This window comes from Shewanella baltica (assembly GCF_900456975.1).
GTDB lineage: Bacteria > Pseudomonadota > Gammaproteobacteria > Enterobacterales > Shewanellaceae > Shewanella > Shewanella baltica.
In genome coordinates this window covers 3,945,028-3,959,830 of sequence record NZ_UGYM01000002.1, presented here as the reverse complement: position 1 = coordinate 3,959,830, position 14,803 = coordinate 3,945,028, and the positions used below count along the sequence as shown (strand labels likewise).

Annotated in this window: 15 protein-coding genes; 13 read left to right on the top strand and 2 right to left on the bottom strand. The window is 45.7% G+C overall.

Annotated features, from left to right (window positions below; translation table 11 throughout):
* Positions 1-69: 69 nt before the first annotated feature.
* From dusA to DYH48_RS17640, 3 genes are all read left to right on the top strand, one after another.
* Positions 70-1,089 (top strand): tRNA dihydrouridine(20/20a) synthase DusA, encoded by a 1,020-nt coding sequence (gene dusA / locus DYH48_RS17655; RefSeq protein ID WP_115335496.1) that lies wholly within the window; start codon positions 70-72, stop codon positions 1,087-1,089.
* 209 nt (positions 1,090-1,298) lie between these two features.
* Entirely contained in the window at positions 1,299-1,589 is a 291-nt protein-coding gene (locus DYH48_RS17650; protein ID WP_107402634.1) for a hypothetical protein, read from the top strand.
* 144 nt (positions 1,590-1,733) lie between these two features.
* Entirely contained in the window at positions 1,734-1,934 is a 201-nt protein-coding gene (locus tag DYH48_RS17640; protein ID WP_011847757.1) for a PspC domain-containing protein, read from the top strand.
* A gap of 128 nt (positions 1,935-2,062) precedes the next feature.
* On the opposite strand, the gene DYH48_RS17635 is transcribed toward DYH48_RS17640, so the two are convergent.
* The gene (locus DYH48_RS17635; protein ID WP_006083031.1) at positions 2,063-2,800 is read right to left on the bottom strand and encodes an enoyl-CoA hydratase; all 738 of its coding nucleotides are present in this window, start codon (positions 2,798-2,800) and stop codon (positions 2,063-2,065) included.
* 33 nt (positions 2,801-2,833) lie between these two features.
* On the opposite strand from DYH48_RS17635, the gene DYH48_RS17630 reads away from it, so the two are divergent.
* From DYH48_RS17630 to DYH48_RS17620, 3 genes are read left to right on the top strand one after another with little or no spacing between them, the layout of a single operon-like run.
* Positions 2,834-3,316, top strand: coding sequence for a copper chaperone PCu(A)C (locus DYH48_RS17630; protein ID WP_115335495.1), 483 nt, complete (start codon positions 2,834-2,836; stop codon positions 3,314-3,316).
* Between the two features lie 11 nt (positions 3,317-3,327).
* Positions 3,328-4,296: a DUF2333 family protein gene (locus DYH48_RS17625; RefSeq protein WP_115335494.1), complete on the top strand. Its 969-nt coding sequence runs from the start codon at positions 3,328-3,330 to the stop codon at positions 4,294-4,296.
* 2 nt (positions 4,297-4,298) lie between these two features.
* Positions 4,299-5,036, top strand: a complete 738-nt coding sequence (locus DYH48_RS17620; protein WP_006086048.1) for a TIGR04219 family outer membrane beta-barrel protein — start codon at positions 4,299-4,301, stop codon at positions 5,034-5,036.
* A 90-nt stretch (positions 5,037-5,126) separates the two neighbouring features.
* Here DYH48_RS17620 and tolC read toward each other — a convergent pair whose 3' ends face one another.
* Entirely contained in the window at positions 5,127-6,434 is a 1,308-nt protein-coding gene (gene tolC, locus DYH48_RS17615) for an outer membrane channel protein TolC (RefSeq protein WP_006086047.1), read from the bottom strand.
* Positions 6,435-6,678: 244 nt separating this feature from the next.
* On the opposite strand from tolC, the gene nudF reads away from it, so the two are divergent.
* From nudF to parC, 7 genes are read left to right on the top strand one after another with little or no spacing between them, the layout of a single operon-like run.
* Complete coding sequence (gene nudF, locus DYH48_RS17610; RefSeq protein ID WP_115335493.1) at positions 6,679-7,281, top strand: ADP-ribose diphosphatase; 603 nt, start codon at positions 6,679-6,681, stop codon at positions 7,279-7,281.
* Between the two features lie 6 nt (positions 7,282-7,287).
* Complete coding sequence (locus tag DYH48_RS17605) at positions 7,288-7,728, top strand: DUF1249 domain-containing protein (RefSeq protein ID WP_006083025.1); 441 nt, start codon at positions 7,288-7,290, stop codon at positions 7,726-7,728.
* Between the two features lie 15 nt (positions 7,729-7,743).
* Positions 7,744-8,583 carry a 3',5'-cyclic-AMP phosphodiesterase gene (gene cpdA / locus DYH48_RS17600; RefSeq protein WP_006083024.1) on the top strand — a complete coding sequence of 280 codons (840 nt, stop codon included), beginning with the start codon at positions 7,744-7,746 and terminating at the stop codon, positions 8,581-8,583.
* 26 nt (positions 8,584-8,609) lie between these two features.
* A complete protein-coding gene (locus tag DYH48_RS17595; protein ID WP_115335492.1) occupies positions 8,610-9,185 on the top strand; it encodes a YqiA/YcfP family alpha/beta fold hydrolase in 576 nt (191 codons plus the stop codon).
* Between the two features lie 56 nt (positions 9,186-9,241).
* The gene (gene parE / locus DYH48_RS17590; RefSeq protein ID WP_006083022.1) at positions 9,242-11,128 is read left to right on the top strand and encodes a DNA topoisomerase IV subunit B; all 1,887 of its coding nucleotides are present in this window, start codon (positions 9,242-9,244) and stop codon (positions 11,126-11,128) included.
* A gap of 54 nt (positions 11,129-11,182) precedes the next feature.
* Positions 11,183-12,355: a PQQ-dependent sugar dehydrogenase gene (locus DYH48_RS17585; protein WP_115335491.1), complete on the top strand. Its 1,173-nt coding sequence runs from the start codon at positions 11,183-11,185 to the stop codon at positions 12,353-12,355.
* Positions 12,348-14,624, top strand: coding sequence for a DNA topoisomerase IV subunit A (gene parC / locus DYH48_RS17580; RefSeq protein ID WP_115335490.1), 2,277 nt, complete (start codon positions 12,348-12,350; stop codon positions 14,622-14,624). Before DYH48_RS17585 ends, parC begins: the two co-directional genes overlap by 8 nt.
* The last annotated feature ends 179 nt before the right edge of the window (positions 14,625-14,803 follow it).

Here is a 14,803-nt window from a genome sequence, read left to right as displayed (position 1 = left end):
TTCCCCGAGCAATGCAAAACATGCGAAAACGTACAAAAATTAGCAAAAATATTAACTTTTCGGATTGTAATGAATTTAGATAAAACCCAGCAACACCAAGGTTTAGCGCCTAAAACCCTCGATAGAACCTTTTCCATTGCGCCCATGCTGGATTGGACTGATCGCCATTACCGTTATTTTGCGCGTTTGATGTCGGCTAATGCATTGTTGTATACGGAAATGGTGACGACTGGGGCGATATTGCATGGTCGTGGTGACTACTTGGCATATAACCAAGAAGAACATCCTTTGGCGTTGCAGTTAGGTGGCTCTAATCCTGTCGATTTAGCGCGTTGCGCTAAACTCGCGGCTGAGCGTGGCTACGATGAGGTGAACCTCAATGTGGGTTGTCCTTCCGATCGAGTGCAGAATGGTCGCTTTGGCGCGTGTTTGATGGCTGAACCTGAATTAGTGGCTGAGTGCGTTGATGCCATGAAGCAAGTGGTTGATATTCCTGTGACTGTTAAGACACGTATCGGGATTGATGAACAAGACAGTTATGCGTTTTTAACCCAGTTTATCGATGTGGTCAGTGCAAAAGGCTGTACGGATTTTACTATTCATGCCCGTAAGGCTTGGCTTCAAGGCTTGAGTCCGAAGGAGAATCGCGAGATCCCGCCGCTCGATTATGAGCGTGTATATCAACTCAAGCGCGATTATCCCACGCTCAATATTGGTATTAATGGCGGCGTCACCACACTTGGGCAAGCGCAACTCCATTTGGCGCAGCTTGATGGCGTGATGATGGGGCGTGAGGCCTATCAGAATCCTTATATTCTGGCGCAGGTAGATCAAATTCTATGTGGCAGCCAAAAGGCGGTGATCAGCCGTGAGGATGTGATTGAGGCTATGTTGCCTTATATCGAAGCACATTTGCTGTCGGGTGGGCGACTCAATCATATTACTCGCCATATGATAGGGTTATTCCAAGGCTTACCGGGTGCCCGTGCGTGGCGTCGTTATTTGAGCGAAAATGCCCATAAAAACGGCGCTGGGATAGAAGTGGTAAAGCAGGCCTTTCAGAATATTCAGGCTGAAGTTACAGAGTAATTCCACTCGACTTAAAAGATGGTGAAATTTACTAATTTGAGTAGTATTTTTCACCACTTGTTATTTTCCAATCCATCCCTATATCTCATCTTGTCCACATAAAATTTTTTAAAATGATTAAAATCATAATCTTAAAAATATTTTTATAAGTTGGCACGCAGTTTGTAATACTCCTTTCGTCAAGTTAATTAATCGAAAGGGATGCCATCATGTTTACGTTAACCATTAAAAAATCAGTACAAATGAGTGTGTTATTAGGTGCGTTAGTCGGTAGCGTTGCAGTACACGCAGAAGCCGCGCCAATATCGGATGTTGTCGGAACCATTGAGCAAACGCTAACTACCCAAACACAAGAAATGTTAGTCAGTGCTAAGCGTGAGTTTGTGATGTCATTGCAAGCACAACTTGCTGAAAGTATTTATGACTTCAACAGTCAACTTGGCTTAAGCGCTGAGAATGAAGGTGAGTCGGCAAGCGCCGATGAATATAGCGCTAAGTAGGGGATCTGCTTATGTGGTTTGTAGCACCTTTAATGACTTTGCTACTGTTACCTGTAATTAGTCTTGCGTTGTTTTCAGGCATTATTTGCTGGTTTCAGTGGCATAGTGATAAATAAATTACAATCAATTGAGTCGAGGTTTTAGATGAAACGAGTAAAAGCACGTATGGAGAGCCCAGAGCGATTAGTGTGTGGTGTTGCCGCTGGTATGGCATGGAAATTTGGTTGGTCTTGCTTTTGGACTCGAGTGTTGTGGGCTGGCGCGACGGTATTTATGCCTGGCGTGAGTTTGTTGATTTACTTTGTTTTAGCACTGTTAGTTGATCAATGGAAAAGACCCGTTTAAGTCCGCAGTGATGACTCATATTTGAGGCTTGTCTTGATTGAAAAATTGAAAGAATCATTAAAAAAAATAGGGTGTTAAACCTATCAACAAGAGGGCACTTTGACCCTCATGCGACATGTATGTGCAGACTACTTCTTCAAAAAAGCCTGAAATCTGCTCTTGGCTTCATCACTTTTTAGCCTAGCGCTAAATTGTTCTAATTCTTGATGCATTTGGTGTTGTACACGATTTTTATGCGGACGCATTAATTGACGTGTGATTTGTAGGGCTTGTGGCGGTTGATTTGCCAACTTTTTAGCCTGAGACAATGCATAACTGAGTAGGTCTTCATGGGCCACAATTTCGTTGATCATATTGAGTCTGTGGGCCGTCTCGGCATTAAAACTTTCGCCGAGTAGCAATAGCTCTGCCGCTTTTTGATAACCCACGAGTTCGGGTAACAGTAGGCTAGCCCCCGCTTCTGGCACCAGTGCCAAGTTGACGAAGGGCAGTTGAAACTTCGCCGTGTTATCGGCATATACCAGATCGCAGTGCAGTAGTACGGTTGTGCCAATGCCGACGGCGGCGCCAGAAACCGCGGCAACTAGCGGTTTTTTGAGTTCCAGCAGGCAAAATAAGAAACGTACAGCGGGGTGATTTGGCCCTAAGTCACTATTTTTCAAAAAGTCTGCAACATCATTGCCTGAGGTGAAGCAATTATCTTGGCCATGGAGCATAAAGGCACGAATGTCGTTGTCTGCTTCACCTTCGATCAGGTATTCTGTCAGTTGTTTATACATATTAAGATCAAGTGCATTGCGTTTATCGGGGCGATTAAAGCTGATAATACGCACGCCCTGATCATCCTGAACCTGTATATGACTCATGGGTTGTTTCCTTTACGACGACATTGGGTAGACATGGAGTTTAAGACATTGAAACCAATATTCAAACAGCTGTTTAATTGTCTAGTTTTATCTTGTGCATCATTTTCAGCGTTGGCGAGCGTGATAGTGACCGAAGGTCATGTACGCGCCATGCCTGAGACAGTACCAAATACTGCCGCCTACTTTACGCTTGAAAACCACACAGATAAAGCGGTTCGTCTTATCGGCGTCAGTACTACTGTGGCAAAGGATGCCCAATTACACACTATTATCGAAGACCAAGGCATGGTGAAGATGCGCCATGTTGAAGGTTTTGATATCCCATCCCATGGCACATTAACGTTAACGCCGTCAGGGGATCACGTCATGTTGCTAGGCTTAAAAGCGCCATTGGTGTTAGAGCAGCAAGTTGAACTGCAATTAGAGTTTGACGATGGCGAGAAAATGGCGATTACACTGCCTGTTAGTAAAGAAGCAGAAAACGCCGCAGAGCAAGAGCATCATCACCATCATTAAGGAGTCGCTTGATGCAAATTACATGGAAAAAAGTTACCGTTGTCGGTTTATTTTTAGTATTAATCGGTTATGGCCTGAGTGTGTGGTGGAGTATCGAGCCTGATCCTATCAATCCTCAACAATTGACGGCTACCGATAAAAATGTGGTCGGATACGCAACCACCACTTCGCTGATCCTCACGGTCGAAACATTACTGGATAAGCAAGGCGGTTGGTTATCAAACGATGTGATGCCACCTTCCATCTTTATGGATAACATGCCCGCATTTGAATACGGCGCATTAGAACAAGCCCGCGATTTAGCCTTGATTATGCGTAAAGAGTTTAGTCGCTCGCAGTCACAATCGGCAGCGGATAAAGATTTAGGCGAAGCCCAATCTAAGCTCAATATCGATCACACTAGCTGGTTAGTGCCAAGTGCCGAAAGCGAATACCGCGATGCCATTAAATTGCTGAAGCTGTATCGTGCTCGCATGATGGACCCTAACAATCAAGATGCACAGTTTTATGCCCGCGCCGACAACCTCAATGAATGGTTGAAAGAAGTGCAGAAGCGTCTGGGCAGCATGTCACAACGTTTATCGGCCAGTGTTGGCCAAGAGCGTTTAAATACCGATTTAGCCGGCGATAATGCGGCGCGTCAATCCACACCTAACTTGGCAAGCCATCAGGTGAAAACCAGCTGGTGGAAAATTGATGATGTTTTCTATGAGAGTCGTGGTGCTTCATGGGCCTTGCTGAACTTTATGCGCGCCGTTGAAGTTGATTTTGCCGACGTCTTAAAGAAGAAAAATGCTGAAGTGAGCCTAAGACAGATCATACGTGAACTGGAGGCGACTCAGCAAACTGTCTGGAGCCCTGTTGTGCTTAATGGCAGCGGTTTTGGCTTAGTCGCTAATCATTCATTGGTTATGGCTAACTATGTGTCGCGTGCGAATGCCGCGGTGATTGATTTAACGAACTTGCTATCTCAAGGTTAATTATGAAAAAAACTCTCCTCGCCAGTGCGGTATTAGGATTATGCATGGCCACATCAGCCCAAGCGGCCACTGTGGTCGGTTTCACAATTGGCGGTGACTACTGGCGCGCCGATACTAGCGGTACTTTTGCCGATAGAGGTCAACCACAGCAAACATTTGATTACAGTTCATCGGCTCAAGGTAGCTACTGGATTGCGGTTGAGCATCCATTGCCATTTGTCCCTAATATTAAAATCCGTGAAAATAGCTTAGATCAGAAAGGCAGCATGTCTGGTGCTGATTTCAACTTCAATGGTCATGATTTTAAAGGTAATGTGACTGCTTATACCGATCTGAGCAACACAGATTTCGTGCTGTATTACGAAATATTGGATAACGATATAGTGTCATTGGATCTCGGTGCTGCTTACAAGTTAATGAATGGCTCACTGCGCGTGCAAGACCCTGGTCACCCTGAAGAGAAAGATGTCGATAGCGGCATTGTGATGGGTTATGCCAGTACGCATGTGGGTATGCCTGGCTTAGGTTTATACGGTTTTGCTGATTTGATGCAGGGCGTAAATGAATCAAGCGTTCACGACTATGCGATTGGTTTAGGCTGGCAATTCGATGGTTTGGCCGTCGATACCCGTGTACGTGTAGGCTACCGTGAGTTTTTATTCGACGTGAGTAACTTCTCGGGTGTGAGTGCCGATACTAAATTTAAAGGTTACTTCGCAGGTGTTGAAATCAACTTCTAATCTGTTGATTTAGCGTTTGAGTATAAAAAAACCGCCTATCGGCGGTTTTTTTATCTGACAACTTTATATAGCTGAGAACCGAGAGTGAGATTACTCTGCAATTAAGCCATTGTTGATGGCAATCACGTCATCTTCATTCAATGTGCCCGCTGCTTGCTTCAAGGCAATGACCGAGTTGATGTAGCTATAACGTGCATCTGATAGCTTACGTTTTGAGTCGTACAAGTCACGAGTACGGTTCAATACGTCAACGATAGTACGCGTACCGACTTCGAAACCCGCTTGAGTGGCTTTCAGTGCACTTTCTGATGAAATAACCGATTGCTCATAGGCTTTGATTGAGCTGATAGATGCGCCTACGTTGTTGTAGTTATTACGGACGTTTTTCACTACACCGCGGTAAACTTGTTCAAGTTTTTCACTCGCTTCAACATATTGAAATTGCGCTTGATTAACTTGTGAGCTCACTTTAAAGCCTTCGAAAATCGGAATGCTTAAGTTGACACCGACACTGACGTTATCAAAGTCAGGCTCATTGATATTACCGGTTTTTTGCTCAAGACCTTTGTTGTAACCTGCATTCAAGCTTAAAGAAGGCATGTGGCCTGCTTGATAAAGCTTAATGGTTTCTTGAGCGATATCTTTACCGATACGTTGAGTCATCAAATCGACGCTATTGGTTTCTGCAATCTTTAACCATTCGTTTGACGACGTTGGCGCTGGCGTAACGGCCGAGAAACGGTTGGTATCTAACACGTTAATTGTCTTGTGATCGATGCCAGTGATTTCACGTAAGGCTTCATAGCTATTAGCGAGTGTGTTTTCAGCTAAAATTTCAGTGGCTGAGGCTAAGTCATATTGAGCTTGGGCTTCATGCACATCGGTAATTGCGGTTAAACCCACAGCAAAACGTTGTTTAGTTTGTTCAAGTTGACGTTCGATCGCGCGTTTTTCTGCACCTTGGAACTCGTAGTTGTCTTTCGCCGTTAATACGTTGAAATAGGCTGTAGTGATACGAGTAATCAGGTTTTGTAATGCTGAAGCATAGGCAGAATCAGCTTGAGAAGCGGCTTTCTCAGCAAGGCTTAAACCGACCCAAGCACTGTGATCATAGATAACTTGATTTAATTTCAGGCTACCTACTAGACCGCTTGAATCATCCTTCGGATCATTCCAAGCTTTGTCGTAACCGACGTTTGCACTAATGGTTGGCAACAGCGGAGCACGGTTTTGTTCGATTTGTTCAAACAAACCATTACGCTGGGCTTGGGCTTGCAATACGAGCGGGTCGCTGGTCAGTGCTTGTTGATAAATTTGCAACAAATCATCTGCTTGCACCGCTGAAGCGGAAGCCGCAAGTGTTAATGCTGCGCATAAATTATGGATCTTAAATTTCATTTGCTGTCCTTATTAGACAAAATCCCCCCACGGAGGAATATTTTAACTTCGTTTAGACTAAGTAATGCCTTTACCAAGGCGGTTTGCGCTTCCCGACGCTTCCCGATACAGCTAAAACTTAATGACCTAGAGTCTAAGAACTCTGACACTTTCAAGTCAAATTCGAAGTGTAACAGATTTTATTTTAAAAATGTGCTCAAATTGCCTTGATTATAAGCGCAAATTCAACTTTTAAGGATAGAGTATGAAACCCCCTGTTTTTTCGCAAACGGATATTGAGATCTTAGAAAAAAAATCCCTGTACCAAGGATTTTTCTCAATGGAGGAATACACTTTCAAACATAAATTATTCGCTGGCGGCTGGAGCAAACCTGTCACCCGAGAAGTGTTTGAACGGGGTCATGCCGTGGTCGTTCTGCCCTATGATGCCAGACAAGATAAAGTGGTACTCATCGAACAGGTACGTTTTCCTGCATTAGCAACCACTAAATCTCCTTGGCTTCTCGAGTTGGTCGCGGGTATGATTGCGCCCGAAGAAACGCCTATGGACGTTGCGCACCGCGAATTAATGGAAGAAACCGGCTTAGTTGCTAAGCAAATGCACAGCGTGAATAGTTATCTTGCCAGCCCGGGTGGCAGCACAGAACGCTTCTATTTCTATTGGGCCGATGTCGATTCGAACGACGCCCGTGGATTGCATGGATTAGCTGAAGAGCACGAAGATATTCGATTGCATGTCATGAGCCGCGAGCAAGCTTATAATAGTGTGGTTGCGGGCGAGATCGATAATGCGTCGACCGTCATTGGATTACAATGGTTACAATTAAACTATCAACAACTGGTTTAAGTTGGGATGAATTTGGCTACTTCGAGTCTAAAACAGCGCTATAAACCTAACGTCAGTGACTTTTTAGCACTGTGCGGGCGAAATTATGGTTACATGTTGAAATGGTTACCGTTAGAGATAGCTATCGGTGAGTCATGGCGACTCGAAGGTGAGTTTGGTATATTAGTAGTACGAATTTTAGAAAATACCAAATATACTCAATTAGTTGAGATATCTCGTCCCATCGCAATCAAGGAGTTTGTCAATACTCCCAAGGTGTTAGTGAGAATTTATCACGATGCTAAATTAGCAGAAGTGTTAACTGGTCAACAGATTTACCAATTACGCCCAGTGTATGATTATCCCAATGTCCGTATGTATCAAAGTGATGAAAAGTACCAGGTGAATGCATTCCTGGAAGAGTTATTAAAGATTGGTTACCACCATAGTGTCGTGTGCCAGTCTTAGAATTGGGTATTCAATGTGCTGAAAGAGGCTGTCTCTTACTCCATAGCTGAAGGGGAAAGCGTGCGTATCGTGCAAGTCACAGATCCGCATCTTTTTGCTGATCCTGAAGCTCAGCTATTAGGAGTCAATACTGGCAAGAGTTTTGATGCCGTATTAAATACAATTAGAGCTGTGGACTATCCCGCTCATTTGATGCTTGCCACGGGTGACTTAAGTCAAGACTACTCGGCTGAGTCCTATCAGCAATTCGTGAAAGCCGTCACGCCTGTTGGTTTACCTTGTCATTATCTTCCTGGAAATCATGATGATCCGCGGATCATGTATCTGCATATGCAGGGTGAACAGATTTTTGGACAGCAGCGTATTCTGGCGGGAAACTGGCAAATCCTCATGTTGGATTCAACCGTGCGGGGAAAGCCCGGCGGCAATATGGCCGAGACTCAGTTTGAATTAATTGATGAAGCCATTGCCGCACATCCCGAATGCCACACTTTATTGGTGATGCACCACAATCCCATCGTCGTGAATTGCACTTGGCTGGATCAGCATTGCATGGACAATGGCGCCGAGTTTATCGCGCGAGTGGCAAAGTATCCGCAGGTCAAAGGATTGCTCTGGGGCCATGTGCACCAATGTATCGATACCCACCACAACGGCCCCCATGGCAGCATGCAGCTGATGGCGACGCCTTCCACGTGTATTCAATTTAAGCCGTTATCGCCTTATTTTGCCTTGGATAGCGTCCAACCGGGTTATCGTTTGCTGGAGTTGAAAGCCGATGGTAGCATCAACACTAAAGTGTATCGCGTACCGGGTAACCATTTTTCCCCCGACAACAACTCTAGCGGTTATTAACGCGAATAACCGCAGCCTGAGGAAATATGCTGCTTTATATTCACGGATTTAATAGCTCACCCTTTTCAGATAAAGCTGTGATGACGGCTAAGTACATGGCGCAGCATCACCCGAGTGTGACCTTTCATCAGCCGCAATTGTCTAATACACCCAAGGCTGCCATGACGCTGTTAACCACTTATGTTGAGGCGGCTCTCGATGCCAAAGAGCCATTAGCTTACATAGGCTCATCGTTAGGCGGATATTTTGCCAGCTATTTAGCCGAAACTTATGGCGGCAAAGCTGTGTTAGTCAATCCAGCGGTAAAACCCTTTGAATTGTTTGATGAGTTTATGGGGCCGCAATTTAATCCCTATACTGAACAGCATTATCTTGTCATGCCCGAGCATAAGCGGGAAGTTGCTGAATTTAATACAGCTGTTATCCGCAATCCGGATCGTTTTTTGGTATTATTGCAGACGGGTGATGAAGTGCTTGATTATCGCGAAGCGGTCAATAAGTACCATCACTGCCAATTGCGAATTGAAGCGGGAGGCGATCACAGTTTTGTTGGCTACGAATCGCATCTGCAAACTGTAAGCCAATTTTTACACTTACCTTGACAAACAGACATGCCGAGCCGCAACATGGCCGGATATAACAACCTATAGCGTGCCCTATGACGAATCAATACACCTCTGACGCCATTGAAGTTCTCAACGGACTCGATCCTGTTAAACGCCGTCCAGGTATGTATACCGACACCTCCAGACCGAACCATTTGGGCCAAGAGGTCATAGACAACAGTGTCGATGAAGCATTAGCGGGCCACGCGACCAAAATTGAAGTTGTTCTACATACAGATAACTCCCTTGAAGTCACCGACGATGGCCGTGGTATGCCGGTGGATATCCACCCTGAAGAAGGCATTCCTGGGGTCGAGTTAATTCTGACCAAATTGCATGCCGGCGGTAAATTTTCGAATAAAAACTACCAGTTCTCTGGCGGTTTGCATGGTGTGGGGATTTCAGTCGTTAACGCTCTGTCGCGCCGTGTTGAAGTGACAGTTCGCCGTGATGGCCAAGTGTATGATATCGCATTTGAAAATGGCTTTAAGGTTGAAGAGTTACGCCCAACGGGAACTTGTGGTCGTCGCAATACTGGGACCCGAGTGCATTTTTGGCCCGACGCCAGCTATTTTGATTCTGCTAACTTTTCTAATTCAAAACTGATTTATCTGCTGCGGGCTAAAGCGGTACTGTGCCCTGGTTTACGGATCAAATTCACCAACAAACAGACAAATGAAGTCCATGAATGGTTCTATGAAAGCGGCCTAACTGATTATTTGAAGGCGGCGATTGGCGACAATTTAAGGTTGCCAGATGAGCCGTTTGTCGGCTGTTTTAAGGGCCAGCTAGAAGCCGCTGATTGGGCGATTACTTGGCTGCCAGAAGGCGGTGAATCCATTGGCGAGAGTTATGTTAACTTAATTCCGACTCCGCTCGGTGGTACCCATGTGAATGGTTTCCGCCAAGGCTTATTGGAGTCAATGCGCGAATTTTGTGAGTTCAGAAACTTAATTCCCCGCGGCATTAAACTTTCACCCGAAGACATTTGGGATCGCGCCGCATTTATTTTGTCGGTGAAGATGCAAGAACCGCAGTTTGCTGGCCAAACCAAGGAAAAGCTTTCGAGCCGTCAATGCGCCGCGTTTGTGTCTGGCGTAGTGCGTGATGCTTTTTCACTCTGGTTGAACTCAAATACTGAACTCGCTGAATCATTAGCCGAAATGTGCATTAATAATGCCCAGAGTCGGTTAAAGGCCGCTAAAAAAGTTGCTCGAAAAAAGGTGACTTCAGGGCCTGCACTGCCGGGTAAGCTAACGGACTGTAGTGGCCAAGATCCAATGCGCGGAGAGTTATTCCTCGTGGAAGGGGATTCTGCTGGCGGTAGCGCTAAACAGGCTCGCGATCGTGAGTTTCAAGCCATCATGCCGCTGCGTGGGAAAATCTTAAACACTTGGGAAGTTGATGCTTCCCAAGTATTAGCTTCGCAGGAAGTCCATGATATTTCGGTCGCAATTGGTTGCGATCCCGATAGTAGTGATATTTCAGAACTACGTTATGGCAAGATTTGTATCCTTGCGGATGCCGACTCGGACGGACTGCACATTGCTACCTTGTTATGCGCGCTATTTTTGAAGCATTACCGTATCCTGGTTGAACAGGGTCATGTGTATATTGCCATGCCGCCGTTGTTCCGTATCGATATCGGCAAAGAGGTGTATTACGCCTTAGATGAGGCCGAAAGAGCGGGGATTTTAGATCGCATTGCCGCTGAGAATAAAAAGGGCAAGGTACAAGTCACCCGCTTTAAAGGCTTGGGTGAGATGAACCCTTTACAACTTCGTGAAACAACGATGGATCCGAACACCCGTCGTTTAGTACAGTTGACCATAGATGATATCGAAGAGACTGATGCTTTGATGGATATGTTGCTCGCTAAGAAGCGTTCGCCGGACCGTAAAAACTGGCTTGAAGATAAGGGTGACATGGCTTTACTTTAATGTTGTGCACTATATTGCCGATAACAATAAAACATAGGCATAAAGAAAATTACAATGTTGTGTATTAAAACTAATAATTATAATTGCTTAAAGGTGTTTTCTGCCGGTTTTACGCTCCTAGCGAGTGTAACGTTATTGTTCTGCAATAGCGCCTTTGCGGGGTCCCAATCGATCATGATTACCGTTGCTAAGGGGTTTGGCTTATCGCTATATGCCTCGGATATTGGCGATGCTAAGCAAATGGCGATGGGTGCGAATGGCACTTTATTTGTCGGCTCCCATAAGAGCGGCACTATTCATGCCTTGGTCGATAGCAATCAAGATGGTCGTGTCGATAAGCGTTACGTGATAGCCAAAGGGCTTGAATTACCCGATGCGATTGCATTTCACAATGGCGACTTATATGTCGCCACTGAAAATCAGATCGTGCGCTTTGTTGATATTGAGCAAAGATTGCGCCGCCCGAGTCGACCCAAAGAAATCTACAGTGACTTGCCTTACTCTGAGAAGAAGAGTTCTCGGTCAATTAATTTTGGTCCAGATGGTCGCTTATACGTGTCTATTGGTGCGCCCTGTAACGTCTGTGAAGCGCCAGTGCCTTACAGCAGTATCATAGCGATCAATATCGATACTGGCGCGAGTGAGCAGATAGCGGCTGGTGTGCGTGATGCGAGTGGGTTTGATTGGTCGCCGCTTGACGAAAAATTATGGTTTGCCGATCAAGGCCGTGATTGGATGGGGGATAACTTGCCACCCGATGAGATTAACCGCGTCGATGTGATAGGGAGTCATTATGGCTTCCCTTACTTACATGCCAGTACTGTGGTTGAGCCTGCCTATGAAAAGCCAAAAAATCTAAAAATTACGCTGCCAGTATATGAACTGCCAGCCCATGTTGCACCCACGGGGCTCGCGTTTTATCGCGGCAGTCAATTTCCAAATATTTACCATAATCAGTTGTTTGTCGCCGAAAATGGCTCGTGGAATCGCTCGAGCAAAGTCGGTTATCAAGTGGTTATGCTTAAGATCGAAGATCAAAAAGTGGTGAGTCGTGAAACGGTTGTCAGTTTCCTTGACGGTGAATTTCCCGTCGCTCGTCCCTTTGCGCTGTTATCGGCAGCCGACGGTGCTATGTACATCTCAGATGATTTAAAAGGTAACGTGTATCGCTTGTTCTACAAGGGCGATAGTACTGAAGAACCACAGGAACTAGAAGAAAATGAGTGACGCTATCAAGTTAAGTCTCGATGGGGTAGAGCAAATGCCATTACGGCGCTTTACCGAAGAGGCTTATCTGAACTATTCCATGTACGTCATTATGGACCGAGCCCTGCCACACATTGGTGATGGGCTTAAACCGGTACAGCGTCGAATTATCTATGCGATGAGTGAGTTAGGTTTATCGGCTCAATCTAAGCATAAAAAGTCGGCACGTACGGTCGGTGACGTATTAGGTAAATACCATCCCCACGGCGATAGCGCCTGTTATGAGGCTATGGTATTGATGGCGCAGCCATTCTCCTATCGCTATCCGTTAGTCGATGGTCAAGGTAACTGGGGGGCGCCCGATGACCCTAAGTCATTTGCGGCCATGCGTTACACCGAAGCGCGTTTATCTAAATTCTCAGAAGTGTTGCTCAGCGAGCTGGGACAAGGCACGGTCGAGTGGGGCGCTAACTTTGATGGCACGTTAAAAGAGCCAAAAGTACTGCCGGCACGTTTACCGCATATTTTACTCAATGGCATTACCGGTATTGCCGTGGGCATGGCGACGGATATTCCGCCGCATAACGTCAGGGAATTAGTCTCGGCCTGCGTGGCATTGCTTGATGATCCTAAGCTTGAACTCGAGCAATTGATGGCCTTTGTACCTGGGCCTGATTATCCGACCGAAGCCGAGATCATTACCCCGTCTGCCGATATTGCAAAGATTTATGAATCGGGCCGTGGGTCATTAAGAGCGCGCGCGGTTTACACCGTCGATGGTGGTGAAATAATCATTACTGCGCTGCCGCATCAAGCCAGTAGCGGGAAAATTTTAGAGCAAATCGCCGGTCAAATGCAGGCGAAGAAATTGCCTATGGTGGCCGATTTACGCGATGAGTCGGATCATGAAAACCCTGTGCGGCTGGTGGTCGTGCCGCGCTCAAATCGTGTCGATTGCGATCAGTTAATGGCGCATTTGTTTGCTACCACGGATTTAGAAAAGAGCTTTAGAGTTAACTTAAACGTGTTGGGTCTTGATGGCCGTCCACGGGTTAAAGGGCTAAAAACCTTATTAACTGAGTGGTTAGAGTTCCGCGTTGATACGGTTAAACGTCGTTTGGAATACCGTTTAGATAAAGTCGTGTCGCGGTTACACATACTCGAAGCTTTGATGATCGCTTTCCTCAACATTGATGAAGTGATTGAGATTATTCGTTTTCACGATGAGCCTAAAGCCGAGTTAATGGCCCGTTTCTCACTCAGTGATAAACAAGCTGAATCGATCCTCGAGTTAAAGTTACGTCATTTAGCGAAGTTAGAAGAATTTAAGATCACGGCTGAGCAGAATGAGCTTGAAGCCGAGCGCGAGAAACTCGAGCAGTTATTGGGCTCAGAGCGTCGCTTGAAGACCTTGATCAAGAAAGAATTAATTCAAGATGCCGAAACCTACGGTGATGATCGTCGCTCTCCAATAGTGCTGCGCAACGAGTCTCGCGCCTTAACGGAACAAGAGTTAACGCCGACTGAGGCTGTGACAGTGGTCTTGTCTGAGAAAGGTTGGGTGCGTTGTGCTAAGGGCCATGATATCGATCCATTATCGCTCTCCTATAAGTCTGGCGACCAATATCTGTGTAGCGCCATCGGGCGTAGTAATCAGGCGGCGGTGTTTATTGATTCGTCTGGGCGGGCATTTGCGACCGACAGTCATACTTTACCATCGGCACGCAGCCAAGGTGAGCCTATCACGACTCGCTTCAATATGGCGCCTGGCGAAACCATGCAGCATGTATTGATGGGTGAGGAAGACCAATGTTACCTGTTGGCAACTGACGCGGGTTACGGTTTTATTTGCTCGTACAATGATATGGTGTCGCGCAATAAGGCGGGTAAGGCCTTGCTGAGTTTGCCGACAAACGCTAAGTCATTAACGCCTAAGTTGATTGATCGCACGAAGGAAATGTCGCTCTTAGCGATCACGAACGAAGGTCGGATGTTGCTGTTCTCCCTTGAAGCCTTGCCACAATTATCTAAAGGCAAAGGTAATAAGATTATCGGCATCCCAACTGAAAGAGCTAAGAGTCGAGAAGAGCTAATGACGCACTTACAGTTAGTGCCAAGTGACACGCCTGTCACCTTGTGGGCGGGTAAGCGCAAGCTTACACTTAAGCCTAGCGATCTTGAGCATTATCGTGGTGAACGTGGCCGTCGGGGTGCTAAGTTGCCTAGAGGTTTACAACGTGTCGATAGCGTCGAATTAGGTGACGGTAGCGAGTCATTAGCGATTATCTAATGTTTTGATGGATTAGTTATATACCGAAAGAATTTAATACTTTAACGAAAGTCATCTGAGTTTTTACTAAGGTGACTTTTTAGGACTCGAGCCTCAAGCACTTACTAGATTTAAGACATAAAAAAAACCTACTGTATCGCTACAGTAGGTTTTTTATTATCTCTTAGTTAATTAAGAGA